Origin of the sequence: Rickettsia tillamookensis (assembly GCF_016743795.2) — a bacterium.
Classification (GTDB): Bacteria; Pseudomonadota; Alphaproteobacteria; order Rickettsiales; family Rickettsiaceae; genus Rickettsia; species Rickettsia tillamookensis.
The window spans coordinates 659,577-674,474 of record NZ_CP060138.2; the positions used below are offsets into that span (position 1 = coordinate 659,577).

Genomic DNA, 14,898 nt, shown 5'->3' on the forward strand with positions numbered 1-14,898 from the left:
ATTAAGATTTATAATGCTAAACTATTACCATGATTATTTATTGTTAATATACTCATTTTTTAATCTCTTATTAATTAGTTGGTGGCAATCACATTACATATAATAAAATTAATTATCAATCAAAAATTTAATTTTTTATTATTATTTATACTATATTAAGTTCTATGAAGATTTCTAGTTGATGTGCTAGTTTGTAGGAGGGGGGTTCAGAGTGGTATTGTCTGCGTGGATCGGTTTTTCCGTCATTGCGAGAAGAATTACGTAGTAATCAAGGCGAAGCAATCTCAGGATATTTGACGAGATTGCCACGTCGCTTCGCTCCTCGCAATGACGTTAAAACCGGTCCGGCGATTTATATAATTATTTAGCCTTTATTCAGTAAATCTAACATTGTTTTACCGATATCGGCAGGGGATCTAGTGATAGTCACGCCGGCATTTTGTAGAGCTTCAAGCTTATCTTCGGCACTTCCTTTTCCTCCGGCAATAATAGCTCCGGCATGTCCCATTCTTTTACCGGGAGGTGCTGTAATACCTGCAATAAAGCTAACAATAGGCTTCTTGATTTTTGATTGCTTGATAAACTCGGCTGCATCTTCTTCTGCATTACCGCCGATTTCACCAATCATAATAATTGCTTTTGTTTCATCATCTTTCAAAAACATATCAATACAATCAACAAAATTAGTGCCGTTAACAGGATCGCCGCCTATACCGACACATGTAGATTGTCCAAGTCCTACTGCTGTTGTCTGTGCTACTGCTTCATAAGTTAGAGTACCTGACCTTGAAACAATACCTATCGTTCCTCTTTTATGAATATGCCCAGGCATAATACCGATTTTACATTCACCAGGTGTGATAACTCCAGGGCAGTTAGGACCGATTAATCTAGTTTTAGAACCGACTAAAGCACGTTTTACTTTCACCATATCAAGTACCGGAATTCCTTCCGTTATACATACTACTACTTCAATTTCAGCATCGATTGCTTCTAATATTGAATCAGCGGCAAAACCTGGTGGAACATATATAACGCTTGCATTTGCACCGGTTTTTGCTTTTGCTTCATGTACGGTATTATATACAGGTAAATCAAGGTGAGTATGACCGCCTTTGCCAGGTGTAACACCACCAACCATGTTAGTGCCGTAAGCTATCGCTTGTTCAGAGTGAAAAGTTCCTTGTGAACCAGTAAAGCCCTGACAGATAACTTTTGTTTTTTTATTTATTAATATTGCCATGTTAAATAATTTGTTTTATATGTATTATGTTTTTATTTTGTATAATTGTCATTGCGAGAAGAATTACATAGTAATTCGACGAAGCAAGCCAGTAAAATGCGTAGCATTTTTATTATTTTTTTAGATTGCCACGTCGCTTCGCTCCTCGCAATGACGGCTCGGGTATCCATGCAACATTGTCTGCTTGCAATGACGAGAAATATCTACCTTATCGCTTCAACTATTTTATTTGCAGCATCTGCTAAATCATGGGCCGGTATTATTTCTAAACCGGAATTTGATAAAATTTCTTTCCCTTTTTCAACGTTTGTACCGGCCAAACGAACCACTAACGGTACTTTTATACCTATGTCTTTTGCTGCTGCAATAATCCCTTCCGCTATAATATCACAACGCATAATACCACCGAAAATATTAACTAAGATCCCTTGCACTTCTTTATCGGATAAAATTATTTTTAACGCTTCTTTTACACGCTCACGATCAGCTCCGCCGCCGACATCCAAGAAATTAGCGGGCGAAGCACCGTAAAGTTTAATAATATCCATAGTAGCCATAGCAAGACCGGCTCCGTTAACCATACAGCCGATATTACCGTCCATTTTTACATAGCTAAGCCCTGCGCTTGCTGCTCTAGTTTCTAGAGGATCTTCTTCATCATGGTCACGCATTGCTGTGATATTAGGATGCTTGAATAGGGCATTCTCATCAAAAGTAATTTTAGCATCTAAAGCTAATAAGTTCCCGTCACTATTTACAATTAACGGGTTGATTTCAATTTGTGCTGCATCGGTTTCAATAAAAGCATTATAGACTGATTTTACTATTTCTTTCATCTGTTTTGCTTGGTTATCCTTAAAGCCTAACTCATAAGCTATGCCTCGCATATGAAAATCTTGTAAACCAGTTGCAGGATCAACAGAAAATTTAACAATTTTTTCCGGAGTTTTTTCTGCTACTTCTTCAATATCAACTCCTCCTTCAGTAGAAGCTATGAAAGTAATACGACTCGCTGATCTATCAAACACGATACTGAAATAATATTCTTTTAAAATATCACAACCTGATTCGATATAAAGACGGTTTACTTTCTGCCCGTGCGGTCCTGTTTGATGTGTTACTAAATTAATCCCAAACATGTCATGAGCAACTTTCTTAGCTTCTTCTTTACTCTTAACAACTTTAACACCGCCTGCTTTACCTCTACCGCCGGCATGTATTTGTGCCTTAACCACGTATACTTCCGTATTTAACTTATCTATGGTTTCATTAATCTTTTCGGTTTTTGTAACAACTAGTCCGGTGGAAGTAGGTACACCGTATTTTCTTAAAATCTCTTTTGCTTGATATTCATGAATATTCATTTTAAATAATTTATTTAAATAATAAAAGCACAGTATAATAACTAATCTTTAAGCTGTAAAGAAGAGAGTTTTTTGTTGGCTTGTCATCCCATGGCTTGTCCGGTCTTGTTGCATGGCTCGATTTTCCTCTTGTCATCCCGTGATTTATTCACGGGATCCAGTTAAAAATATCAATAACATTGATATTTTTAGTTGTTTTTCTGGATACCGTGGTCAAGCCACGGTATGACATCGAGGGCATTTTTTGAGCCATGCAACAACGCCGGACAAGCCACGGGATGACATCATTTTACTCATTCCACATTCTCTTAAGTACGTTATCTTTCCTAATAAAGTGGTGATATAATGCAGCTAGTATATGCAAAATAATTAAAGCAGTAAATAACAAAGCAGCTTTTTTATGGATTTTCTTAAAGATTTTAGCAAATTGTAAATCTTGAGCAAAAGAATTTATAGTAAACAAACCATAAAAATCAATATGATGATTTGATTAAATAGTCATTAAGAAGCCGCTTATCGGCATTAATAACATTAAAAGATATAGCAAATTTATATTAACCATAGCGGCTTTTTTCTGCCAATTCGGTAAATCAGAGGGTAGTAAAACATTAGCATTATAGAACTTCCATAAAAGCCTTATTATTACTAAAGATAAGACAACTATACCGGTTGCTTCATGTATCCCGTATAATTGCCATTTTAAAGGAGGCTCTACGAAATTATCCATTGAGAAACCGACAACGAGCATTACTATAACTATAATACTCATGATCCAGTGGAAAAATTTTGTAATTAAGCCGTAAGAATTTTCAGTATTTGTAAGTAGCATGATACCCCCAAAATTGGTTGCATTGTCATACCGTGGCTTGTCCACGGTATCTAGAAAACAACTTGCGAACATGTTAATATTTTTACTGGATCCCGTGGTCAAGCCACGGGATGACACCGAGTCGCAGTATAATAGTTTGTTCTTAATTCCCAACTGCCGTATCTATAATCTTTTCTGCCTCTGTACCGCTAATTTTTTCTTTATCATTCAGAATGAGATTAGCATTCTTTAAGTCATCCCCTATATGCTCCGCTCTTCCTTTTAAAATCTTAGCTAAAAATTGTTCGGCAAGAGCGTAATATGAGATTCTATTACCTGGTTTTGCAAATCCATGTCCTTCATCTTTGTAAAGTGCATAAACTACCGGTATATGCTTTGCTTTCATGCTATTTACAATCTGTTCTGATTCTGCCTGTACGACTCTCACATCGTGAGCACCTTGTGCTATAAATAAAGGCTTTTTGATATTATCAACAAAATTAATCGGTGATCTTTGTCTTAAAAACTCTTTTTCTTCTTCAGTATCCCAAGGTCCTATACGTGTTTTATATATACTTAATAATGGTGTCATATAAGGAGCTTTAGATTGCACATGAGTTAATAAATTAGACATACCGACAACGTCAACACCACAAGCAAATATGTCAGGGGTCATGGTAAGACCGACAAGTGTAGCATAACCGCCATAACTTCCGCCCATAATACAAACTTTGTCAGAATCAACTATATTATTCTTAATAGCCCAGTTAACACCGTCAATTAAATCGGTGTGCATTTTACCAGCATATTCTAAATTACCGGCGTTTAAGAAATCTTTCCCAAAACCGGTAGAACCACGGTAATTTATACTTAAAACTGCGTAACCACGATTTGCAAGCCATTGATGCTCAGGATTGTATCCCCAGCTATCACGAACCCATGGTCCGCCATGAACATTAATTATTAGCGGTACTTTTTTATCAGGAATATTATTTTCATCAAGTTTTACATCATTTGGAAAAGTGATATAGCTAACTAAATCAAGCCCGTCACGTGACTTGATAATTACCGGTATCATCTTAGCAAGATTATATTGCTCAAGTTCTTTGCGATTAGTAAATAAAAACTCAGCTTTTTTATTTACCCTATCATATTTATAATACTTCACCGGTGCATTATCAGCCATATAAGCAACAATCCAAGTTTTATCGTCTAACGTTCTGCTATTAATAATTAAATCACCGCGATCGAGAGATTGCAAATATTTAATATCATCTTCAATATCTTTATCTAATATCTTGTATGAGACTCTATCATAGTCTATGGATACTGCTTGCGGAGTTTGCTTTGTGGGATGAACTGTAAATAAGCCAATATCGGCTTTTGAATCTTTAGCTAATATTTCTTCGCTGCCTGTAGCAAGTGTTATCGCCTTAAGGGCTGAAGTATTGCGGTTACGCCCCTCAAGCATATAAAGAATTTCGCCGCTAGCATCAAAACCGATTATAGAAGTATTGAAAGAATCTTCCATTGAGATTTTAGTATATAATTTAGGTTCTCCGTCTTTTAATTCATAATATTCAACGACTCCGTCTTTATCTAATAAACTACCGAATCTTAAATTTAAATTTTCATCGACTACGTAATCAGTAAATCTATCATTTTTATAAATCAGTTCTTTTTCTAAAGTATCTAGATTTAATTTGTAAATATCAAAATATTCAGGATTACGCTCATTTAAATATATTAATATCTCATTTGATTTCTTATGACTTGCTCCTGCTATTCCAGCTTTAACTCCTTTTTCGGGCGTAAGTAATTTTGTCTCTTTTGTCTCTATGTTATAGCTATAAATTCGGTCATTTTCATCACCGTTAAAATCTTGGGTATATAAAATATTTTTATTATTATAAGCTTTAGCATAAGACCAAATACCACGTCCTTTGTCATGGGTTATGGCTTCTGCTTTACTAATATCATCTGAGGGGGCTAGCCAGATATTTAATACACCGTCTTTCGGTGCAATATATAGAATATATTTGCCGTCGTGGGTTAGAGAAACCCTTGCTTTATCAGGGTTACCGAATAAAACTTTTCTTGGGATTATTTGATTGTTATCTGTTATCGTTTGTTTTTGAAACATAAAAATACCGACACTTATTATTAATATAGTGCCTATAATATAGAAAATTTTACTCATTACTAATAGTTTGTTATGCGATTTATAAGTCGTTATCGCGTGGACACTCGAATCGTCATTGCGAGGAAAAATTGAAAATTTTGACGAAGCAATCTTGTCGAATATCCTGAGATTGCAGCAAAGCTTCGCTCCTCGCAAGGCATTGTTGCGTGGATACCAAATCGTCATTGCGAGCGACCATAGGGAGCGTGGCAATCCAGCAAAAATAATAAAAAAATTCTGATTTACAGAATTTTTTACTGGATTGCTTCGTCGAATTACTATGTAATTCTTCTCGCAATGACGTTTACACTCTCTCAATTTTGCTTAAAAACCAATCAACTTCTTTGGTATTAGCATTACGTGTAAATGTCCATTCTTCTTTTAAATCTTCAATTTTGTCAACTACATTTTTACCTTGAAATAGTAATTTAATAAATATGTTATTACCGAACATGTAAATTTCTGAATATTTTGCACTTAAAGCCGATGAGTCAAAAAAATCACCATAAGACGGTGTTATTTTTTCAAATTCTTCCAAGTATCTTTTATCTATCAGTTCAGATAATTCTTGAGTGTCTTTTTTATAAGCAGCTTCTATAATCATTTGAAAAGCAGTTTTAGCATTATTTATAAATTTAACCGGCTCAAAGGAATAAAGGCATTTATGTACTTGTTCCATTCCATCTACGACCGCAGTTATATTATGTTCCACTATTATATCTTTAAAAGCTTTAATATCTTGGGCTGTTGGAATATTTTTTTCTTCTTTGTTAGAGTTAACTGTACTGTAAGTTACGTCCTTAATAACCGGTTCGCCAAAATAAGATTTTTGCTTTATCTGTTCCTCTTCTGAAGTAGAACCGAGAGTCGTAATTAATTTATTGATGATGTAAAAGGCAATAACGGCAAAAATTAATAACTCTATTATTTGAGGAGACATTTTCTATTTATTTTTATTAAAAGATTATTCTTATATCTTAATATAAAAAAATAATCTTTTAAAGTTATTTAATAAAAATAAGGGTTTATTTTTATTTGAGTTATACTTAAAGTTTAAAAAATAACTAAAATATCTTGATTATTTTAATTATTATGATATTATTGTTTTGTAAATGATGTTTAAACTCCATCATTGCAAAACATTTATAGCCTTTAGTCCATTTATGCTAGGGGGCTGTTGTACTAAAGCTTAATTTATTAAGCGTTTTTAGTATAACGGATAATTATTGTTTTCAATGATTGAGTTTATCCCCTAGCACCTATATATTTTTTAGCAACTCTTCCACTTTTATAGCATTATCAAATCCGTGATCATAATGAAATCTTATATCAGGCGAGAATTTCATATTTATTTTATTAGTAATAAAATTTCTGATAGCATTTTTAGAATTATTTAATGCATCCATAATTTCATCTATTGTTAGTTTAGTATTAAAAGGCAAGAAATAACAATTAGCTATTTTTAGATCAGCAGTAACTATAACTTTCGTAATAGTGAGAGGACAATCAAAAAGTCTGCTATCCAGCATTTTACCACGTCTTAGAATTTCGATTAATGCTTCATTTATAATGCTTGCTAATTTTTGCTGTCTATGAGAATTAGTTTTGGTTAATTTTTTCATGAGTTAAAATATATACAATTCTAGAGCATAATAGCATGCTTTTGCCAAACAACCAATACCTAAAAATTTTAGAAATTTTGTTTTAAAAAAACCGGAGAATAAAGAAATAAAGCATCCCCAAAAAGGAAAGCCCATTAAGAAAATTATAAATATCTCATATTTATAATATAATTGTGTTAAATTTTTATGTCTTAAGATATTTTGTTCGTTTTTGGAAGCATAAAAGATATTTAAAACTATTCTTCCAAAAATATAATTGACTGCATTACCGCTAAGAGAAGCACAAATAGCTACTAACAGCATTATTAAACTATTATAGCCCCCAAACATTTTCATAGAATGAAATATTAATTCATTCTGAAAACCGATAACAAGATTTGAGACAAAGCTATCAGCAAATAATAAACTATATGCTTCAAATTGATTCATAAATGTAATATATTGAATTTTAATTAAGGTTATAATCGTCATTGCGAGGAGCGAAGCGACGTGGCAATCTCGTAAAACATCCTGAGATTGCTTCGTCGAATTACTACGTAATTCTTCTTGCAATGACGATTTCGATACTCCTTACTATCTAATACAAAAATAAAGTAACCGGCAATGAAAAAGCAAATTATTTATCCCGATTTTATAGCACGAATTTTTTCTACAGCACTTGATTTATCATTATTTGCCTTTATAGCAATCCCAATATCACAATTTTGTTCTTTTAATTTATTATGGTTGTTCTTTAATGATTATTTCCTTAGCAATAACATTAATCTTCATAATTCCAATGAAATGTTTAACTCTGTTATGAGTCAGGAATTTTATGAATATCTTAAAGCAGGGAATTTTAATAAATATATTTTGTTTAATATTTCAATTTTTGCTACTAATATATTAGTAATAGGCTCATATTTCATAACGCTTTGGTATTATAAAGGTGCAACGCTTAGTAAAATGTTCCTACGTATGAAAATCGTAGATGCCGTAACATTAAATCGTCCGACTTTAAAGCAGTTAATTAAAAGATTTTTAGGGTATATGACTTTTCCTATCGGTATTTTCTTTATACTTTTTTCTTCTAAAAAACAAGCACTACATGATAAAATAGCCGGAACAATTGTTATTAAGTCTTAAATATATGAATGAAACAAATGATAATGAGATAGATCAGCTAATTTATCTTTTTTCAAAATTACCCGGTCTTGGTAGTAGGTCGGCAAGACGTATAGTGCTTTACCTCCTGCAAGATAAAGATGTTAGGTTAAAAAGCCTGATTAATAACCTTGTAGAGATAGATAAGAAAATAGTAAAATGCGAGATTTGCGGTAATATGGATACGGAAAATATTTGCCATATTTGTTCTTCTGAATATAGAGATAAATCGGTTATTGCCGTTGTTGAAACCGTAGCTGAATTATGGGCAATGGAGCGTAGCGGTAATTTTAAAGGTTTATATCATGTACTAGGTCATAATTTATCGGCAGCTAGTAGGCAAAATCCTAGCATACTTCGGTTACCTGAACTACTTAAAAGATGTTTTGCAGAAAATATTAAAGAAGTTATTATTGCTACTAATTCTACTTTAGAAGGTCAAACTACTGCGTATTTTATTACTGAATATTTAAAAGAACATCCTGCTAAAATTTCTCGCCTTGCTAGCGGTATACCTATCGGAGGTGAACTTGACTATTTAGACGAGGGTACATTATCTGCCGCTATTAACCTACGCCAACCTTTTGAGTAAAATATTATTGCTTTTACCTATCTGATTACTTAATAAAAATTAATTATTTCTTGACCTAATTATTAATTAATACTAATAATTAATATGGCACTGTTAACAAAATAATTTAATTAGCTTTAAAATTATTTTGTTAACAGTGCCATAGTTCAGTGATTGAACTTTTTATTAAAAAAATATGAGGTAAATATTATGCCAAATGATAATAATAACGGTATCAGTAACACAAATAGCCCAAACGGTAAATATATGGCTCCAAGACCGGAAGGAGTAAAACCTAACTGTGTAGTTATTACTTATTCTGTAAGTGATAATATTAATTCCACTCTTGAAGCCTTACAAGCACGAGGTGCAAGTGTTCATTACATAACTGATAAGGATGGAACGCAATATCAATATCATAACGATTTAACAGATCAAGCTTTTTATGCGGGCAAGAGTAGCTGGAAAGGAGAAGTAGGTGTTAATAAGTTTGGTATTGGGAATATGCTTATTAATGATGCAAAAAACGATTTTTCTAAAGAGCAAATAGGGAAATTAAAAAGCTTTCTTGCAGATATAGCAACAAGATATTCGGATTTAGATTTAAAGCATGATTTAGTCGGTCTTGGTGAAGTAACTGTAAACCGTGAAGGAAATGCTCATATAGCTCCTGGATCAAAATTTCCTTGGAAAGAATTAGCTGAAGCTGGTTTTGGTAGATATTTTGAGACTACGCAAGATCAAAAGAGTAAAGTATTATTAAGTCCTGATAGTACTGGAGAACAAGTTGATACTTTACAAACAAAGTTAAAAGCATATGGTTATGGAGTAGAATCTACAAGTACTTTTGATCAAATTACTCAACAAGCCGTCAGAGTATTTAATGATCGTTACGATACCGGTTTACCGAATGAAGAGCCGCCTGTAACTTGGACTGAAGCAAGTGAATATGAATTATCAAAATTATTAGGGGAAGAACTAGTTGGGGATATAATATAATTAAATATTATATCTTAATAATCATTCGCCAAATTGCTCTTTAATATTGAATTATTAAAGAGCAATTAAAGCTATAACAAATCTTGGTGAAATTCTAGATGATGTTCACCGGCGAATTTTATTACATCATTATGATTCCCTTGATGATCAAAATTTATCAGTAATTCACCTTGTTCGTTTGAATGTAATATATTTGTGAATAAACGTTGGTCGCCGTCAATTTTAATTTCAACTGCTTTTTTACCGATAAATTTAACGCCGTTGTCACCTTGTTGTCTATATATTATACCTTTCTTTAAGGCATTTATAAACTTATCACATTGACTCTTATCTAATTTTTCTTGTAATTTTTCACTAATTTTTCCGTAACAATCCAAGCCTCTATATTTACCAAGTGGAATAACGTCGTTAGTAGTAAAATCATGCTCTTTTGCAATATGCCATATACTATTAGGAATAATTTCTTGCTGACGATTAATTTTTTGGAGAGTATGAAATAAATCCTGTTTTTTTCTTAACTGATAATATTTATGGATTTCTATAGGATCCCACTCTTTGGGTATCTCATAGTTATCATCTTTAGGTAAGAGATTAGAATATTGTTGTATCTTTTCTTGATTATTAATTAATGAAGCCACCTCTAAACCTCTTTCAAGCACTTCTTGATTTTGAGGCTCGTGGTTTAGAACTTCATCAATTTTTTCTAAAGCTAGATTATACTTCTTATCTGCAATCAAACCGATGCTAACCTTATCAACTATTTTTATAGCTTGGTCTGATGAAAAATGAAGTTTATTGATAAGATTTTCTATATGGACTTGGTTACTATGTTTTTCAGGGTTTAGTAAAAATTCTAATTCCTTAAAAGTATTATTTACATGTGTATCTAGATAGAGAGTTATTTGAGGTACTTTTTCTAAAAATTGCTGTGCTAGTTCGTATTGTTTAGTCTTTAATGCAATTTGAGCTAATGTATACGGTTCATTAACACTCTTACTAATTTTAATTAGCTCATCTCTTAGGTTTTCTTTATTTGAAATTTTCTCAGAAGTAGAATATTTATTATATTTAGCCATATATTGAAATATGCGTAACATGCCTTTACAATTATCAGGTAAATTATTTTGATTAATTGAATTTAAGTTAGATTGCGAAATTTCGTTAAAATTCAAAATCATTTTTGCTAAAGTTTTTATATCATTAGAAGCATTTTGTATTAAATTCTCTGCTTCTGTAAATTTTCCATTGAGCCTATAAATCGTAAACAAATTATAGAAGTTACTATTATTTGGTTTGTCTTTTAACATGAGCAATAATTGCTCTTCAGCTGATGATAAATTTTTTGTATTAACATATGCTGACCACAGATTAGTCCGACAACGATATAAAGCTTCTTTTTCTTCACCATCGCTTACTAAAGTTGGTAGTTGAGGATTAAGTAGTGTAGACTCAAGTATTATTATTACTGCTTCATATTCTTTAGCATTACTTAATATTCCTGAAAAATGAGCTAAGTTCATAAGATTTATAGTTATTGTATTTATTAAATTTTTTATAACTTCAAGTTGCTTTTCAGGTTTTATAAATACTACAATATGTTCTAAGAATTGAAGATATTGTGGATAATCTATTGTAGTTTTTAGTAATTTTGAAACTACAGGGGCAGTATTAAGTAGATCTTTGGCTATTTTTTCCATAATTTGAATGTTTTTTTCTACTACTGCTATAAAGAAAATATTTTTTTGTGCATTATACTTAATAAGTAATACGATCTAAAGGATTTTGAAATGATATAGGTTCAAATTTAAACTCAATTTCTGATTCATAGCTTTTATGAATTATAGCCGTTTTATCTTGATTTATGGTATAATCTTCAAATAATTTGTGGCTTTTAAGGTCTTCATAATTATAATTTTTTAATAAACATTTTAGTAATAATTTTTTATGTCTATTACTTATTCTATTACTTGCTATATTTGCTGTTTCTAAAGCTAATTTTAAATCCTTTACGTTCTCTAAAATAATTTTCTATTTTAAACTTTCTAACTTCATCTTCGATATATGTTGTTGTCCCTTGTAACATAATATCACCAACAAGCGGTAACCATAAAATATGGTTATTTTTAGAAAGATTAATAGAGAACTTTTTTGCTTTCATATAATACCTAGTTATTTAACAAGGCATTATATATTATTTTACTTTTTAGTAAAGCAATTATTAATGTTTCTTAATTATTTATCTGATAAATTGTTCTTTAATATTAATTTTGTTGCATGGATCAGAAAACGCATATTAATATTTTTTAATAATTATCCACCGAATTGCTCTTTAATAATTCTATCTTCCAGCGTATGGTTTTTATTAAAAAGCAGTTTAATAGGTTTATCCTTAGTAGATTTAACGGTAACATTTGTGATATTATTAAATTCCTGAAAGTCGGCAGTAGCATTTACCGGTCGTTTATTTGTATTAAGTATTTCAAATTTAATTGTAGTAGATGAAAGCAGTAAAGCACCGTGCCATCTACGTGGTCTAAACGAACAGATAGGGGTTAGGCATAGCATATTTGATTCAAGCGGTAAAATAGGACCGCCGGCAGATAAATTATAAGCACTACTTCCGGCAGGGGTTGCAACTAAAGCTCCATCTGCTACTAATTCGCTCATTCTCTCTATCCCGTTTACATCTATTCTAAATTTAGCAGCTTGATTAGTTTTACGAAATATCGATACTTCGTTAATAGCAAGTGCGGTATATATTTGACCGCTTATATCTTCAGCTTGCATAAAAAGAGGATTTAGAATAGAAACTGTACTTTCATGTATATTTTGTAATAAATTCTTGGTATCTAAAGGATTCATTAAAAAGCCGAGACTTCCTAAGTTAACTCCATAAAAAGGGATATTAAGATTCATATAGCGGTGAATATTATGTAGTAATTCTCCATCGCCGCCTATTACGATAATTGCTTCTGCTTCCTCTATTTTACAATAATTATAGAGTTTTTTTATTTCCTCTATAATAGCTAGATGTTTGGAATTTTGGTTATAAATCAATGCTATTTTATTTATATTCATTATATGAATTTCTTTTTTAATATATAGACGCTTAACTAATAATAAGTTATAAGAATAAAGTAATAAAATAAATATTAAGTTAAATTATGTCATCATTCAACATCAAAAATCATAAAAATGATCTGCTATTTGTACCGCTAGGAGGATCTAATGAAATAGGTATGAATCTTAATCTTTACCATTATAAAGGTAAATGGTTAATGATTGATTGCGGTAGCGGTTTTGCCGATGACTACTTACCTGGTGTTGATATGATAATTGCCGATAGTAGCTTTATAGAGAAATATAAAAAAGATATAGTAGGCCTGATTTTAACTCATGCTCACGAGGATCATTTAGGCGGTGTCCAATATTTATGGAATAGTCTTAAATGTCCTATTTATACTACTACTTTCACAGCAAATTTTTTAAAAATTCGTTTAAATGAATATGATTTTGCTAAAAATATAAAAATTCATGAAGTGAAACCCGGTAGTAAAATAAGTCTAGAGCCTTTTTCCTTAGAGATGGTGCCACTGACTCACTCGGCTCCTGAAATGCAAGCAATTATGATCCGTACGGATGCAGGTAATATTTTACATACGGGAGATTGGAAATTTGATAATGATCCGGTACTTGGGAAAAAAGCCGATGAGGAGCTTCTAAAATCTTATGGAGATGAAGGGGTTCTTGCACTTGTTTGTGATTCAACTAACGTGTTTAATAAAGGAAGTTCAGGTTCTGAGGGAGATGTTAGAAAAAGTTTAGTAGATATCATAGCCGGCTGCCCTCAAATGGTAGTAGTTTCAACCTTTGCCTCTAATTTAGCACGGCTTGATACAATAATTCATGCTGCAGGGTTTGCTGGTAGAAAAGTAGTTTTAACCGGTAGAAGTTTGCATCGTATGATGCTTGCTGCTCAAGAAAGCGGTTATTTCAAAGATATTGCTCCTTTAATTAGTGAACGTGATGTTAGTAGATTTAGAAGAGAAGAATTATTAGTAATTGCTACCGGTTGTCAAGGCGAACCTATGGCAGCAACCGCAAAATTAGCTAGTAATGCTCATCCGTCTATAAAGCTTGCTCCTAAGGATACGATGATTTTTTCTTCCAAAATTATTCCGGGCAATGAAAAGAAAATATTCAGGCTATTTAATATATTTGTTAAAGCCGGTGTAGAAGTGATTACCGAGCGAGATCATTTTGTTCATGTTTCAGGGCATCCATCGATTGACGAGCTGCAAAAAATGTATTCTCTAATTAGACCGAATATTTGTATTCCCGTCCATGGCGAGCCTGTACATATTCATGAACATGTTAAGCTTGCTAAGAAAAACGGCATAAAACAGGCGGTAGAGGTTGAAAACGGTAGTGTAGTATTACTTGACCCTAATAATGCGAAAGTAATTTCAAAGGTTGAAAACGGTTATTTAGCTGTAGACGGTAATTATTTACTGCCCGTTGAATCTCCGATTTTCAAAGCTAGAAGACGTATGCGTGAGTCGGGTATCGTGGTAGCATCAGTAGTAATTAATAAAAAAGGGCTGCTTGCTGCAAACCCAATGCTGTCTATGCCTGGGCTGCTTGATCCGAAAGAGGATATGGCATTAGTTAACCTAATTAAAAACGACATTAAAGAACTTATTACCATTCAAAATAAACAGGCTAAAAAAGCATTGTCGGATGAACAAGTAATCGAAGCAATAAAAGGAACAATCCGTAAAACCTTGAAACAGGAAATTAATAAATCCCCTGTAATAATAGTAAATCTTGAGAAAAGTATACTCGTTTAATTTGAAAAATTGGCTACGTCGTCTTTGTAAGTCCTCGGATGCTCACGTATTTAGTATACGCTCCGCTCCTCGGCTTACAGACTCCTTGCTCTTTTCCAAATTAAACTTCGTATCCC

Annotated in this window: 14 protein-coding genes and 2 pseudogenes; 5 read left to right on the forward strand and 11 right to left on the reverse strand. The window is 32.3% G+C overall.

Features of this window, described 5'->3' with window-relative positions; genetic code table 11:
* The first annotated feature begins 245 nt into the window (after positions 1-245).
* Positions 246-368 carry a hypothetical protein gene (locus H6P87_RS03155; protein WP_265738133.1) on the forward strand — a complete coding sequence of 41 codons (123 nt, stop codon included), beginning with the start codon at positions 246-248 and terminating at the stop codon, positions 366-368.
* On the opposite strand, the gene sucD is transcribed toward H6P87_RS03155, so the two are convergent.
* The 7 genes and pseudogenes from sucD to H6P87_RS03195 all read right to left on the reverse strand — a co-directional run bounded on the left by sucD (position 365) and on the right by H6P87_RS03195 (position 7,648).
* Complete coding sequence (gene sucD, locus H6P87_RS03160; RefSeq protein WP_202069998.1) at positions 365-1,243, reverse strand: succinate--CoA ligase subunit alpha; 879 nt, start codon at positions 1,241-1,243, stop codon at positions 365-367. The two genes, H6P87_RS03155 and sucD, sit on opposite strands and share 4 nt — an antisense overlap.
* Positions 1,244-1,446: 203 nt before the next feature.
* Positions 1,447-2,607: an ADP-forming succinate--CoA ligase subunit beta gene (gene sucC / locus H6P87_RS03165; protein WP_202069999.1), complete on the reverse strand. Its 1,161-nt coding sequence runs from the start codon at positions 2,605-2,607 to the stop codon at positions 1,447-1,449.
* Positions 2,608-2,896: 289 nt separating this feature from the next.
* Positions 2,897-3,508, reverse strand: a pseudogene (locus H6P87_RS03175) (cytochrome b/b6 domain-containing protein).
* Positions 3,509-3,578: 70 nt separating this feature from the next.
* On the reverse strand, positions 3,579-5,615 hold the full coding sequence (locus H6P87_RS03180) for a S9 family peptidase (protein ID WP_202070000.1): 2,037 nt from the start codon (positions 5,613-5,615) through the stop codon (positions 3,579-3,581).
* 286 nt (positions 5,616-5,901) lie between these two features.
* Positions 5,902-6,537, reverse strand: a complete 636-nt coding sequence (locus H6P87_RS03185) for a Tim44 domain-containing protein (RefSeq protein WP_202070001.1) — start codon at positions 6,535-6,537, stop codon at positions 5,902-5,904.
* 319 nt (positions 6,538-6,856) lie between these two features.
* A complete protein-coding gene (rbfA, locus tag H6P87_RS03190) occupies positions 6,857-7,219 on the reverse strand; it encodes a 30S ribosome-binding factor RbfA (protein WP_032138589.1) in 363 nt (120 codons plus the stop codon).
* Between the two features lie 3 nt (positions 7,220-7,222).
* Positions 7,223-7,648, reverse strand: a complete 426-nt coding sequence (locus H6P87_RS03195) for a YqaA family protein (RefSeq protein WP_202070002.1) — start codon at positions 7,646-7,648, stop codon at positions 7,223-7,225.
* Between the two features lie 174 nt (positions 7,649-7,822).
* Between H6P87_RS03195 and H6P87_RS03200 the strand changes: the two genes are divergently transcribed.
* From H6P87_RS03200 to H6P87_RS03210, 3 genes are all read left to right on the forward strand, one after another.
* Positions 7,823-8,344 (forward strand): RDD family protein, encoded by a 522-nt coding sequence (locus tag H6P87_RS03200; protein WP_202070003.1) that lies wholly within the window; start codon positions 7,823-7,825, stop codon positions 8,342-8,344.
* Positions 8,345-8,348: 4 nt separating this feature from the next.
* Positions 8,349-8,954 carry a recombination mediator RecR gene (gene recR, locus H6P87_RS03205; protein WP_202070004.1) on the forward strand — a complete coding sequence of 202 codons (606 nt, stop codon included), beginning with the start codon at positions 8,349-8,351 and terminating at the stop codon, positions 8,952-8,954.
* Between the two features lie 189 nt (positions 8,955-9,143).
* On the forward strand, positions 9,144-9,932 hold the full coding sequence (locus H6P87_RS03210; RefSeq protein WP_202070005.1) for an N-acetylmuramoyl-L-alanine amidase: 789 nt from the start codon (positions 9,144-9,146) through the stop codon (positions 9,930-9,932).
* A gap of 71 nt (positions 9,933-10,003) precedes the next feature.
* Here the strand turns inward: H6P87_RS03210 and H6P87_RS03215 are convergent, their stop codons facing one another.
* The 3 genes from H6P87_RS03215 to H6P87_RS03225 all read right to left on the reverse strand — a co-directional run bounded on the left by H6P87_RS03215 (position 10,004) and on the right by H6P87_RS03225 (position 13,010).
* Positions 10,004-11,629 (reverse strand): hypothetical protein, encoded by a 1,626-nt coding sequence (locus H6P87_RS03215; RefSeq protein ID WP_246438074.1) that lies wholly within the window; start codon positions 11,627-11,629, stop codon positions 10,004-10,006.
* 266 nt (positions 11,630-11,895) lie between these two features.
* Positions 11,896-12,090 carry a hypothetical protein gene (locus H6P87_RS03220; protein ID WP_202070006.1) on the reverse strand — a complete coding sequence of 65 codons (195 nt, stop codon included), beginning with the start codon at positions 12,088-12,090 and terminating at the stop codon, positions 11,896-11,898.
* A gap of 152 nt (positions 12,091-12,242) precedes the next feature.
* Positions 12,243-13,010, reverse strand: a complete 768-nt coding sequence (locus tag H6P87_RS03225; protein WP_202070007.1) for an NAD kinase — start codon at positions 13,008-13,010, stop codon at positions 12,243-12,245.
* A gap of 86 nt (positions 13,011-13,096) precedes the next feature.
* Here H6P87_RS03225 and H6P87_RS03230 point away from each other — a divergent pair, with 86 nt between their 5' ends.
* Complete coding sequence (locus tag H6P87_RS03230) at positions 13,097-14,782, forward strand: ribonuclease J (RefSeq protein ID WP_202070008.1); 1,686 nt, start codon at positions 13,097-13,099, stop codon at positions 14,780-14,782.
* Here H6P87_RS03230 and H6P87_RS03235 read toward each other — a convergent pair.
* Positions 14,779-14,881: pseudogene (locus H6P87_RS03235) on the reverse strand (palindromic element RPE5 domain-containing protein). The gene H6P87_RS03230 and the pseudogene H6P87_RS03235 overlap by 4 nt on opposite strands.
* Between the last annotated feature and the right edge of the window lie 17 nt (positions 14,882-14,898).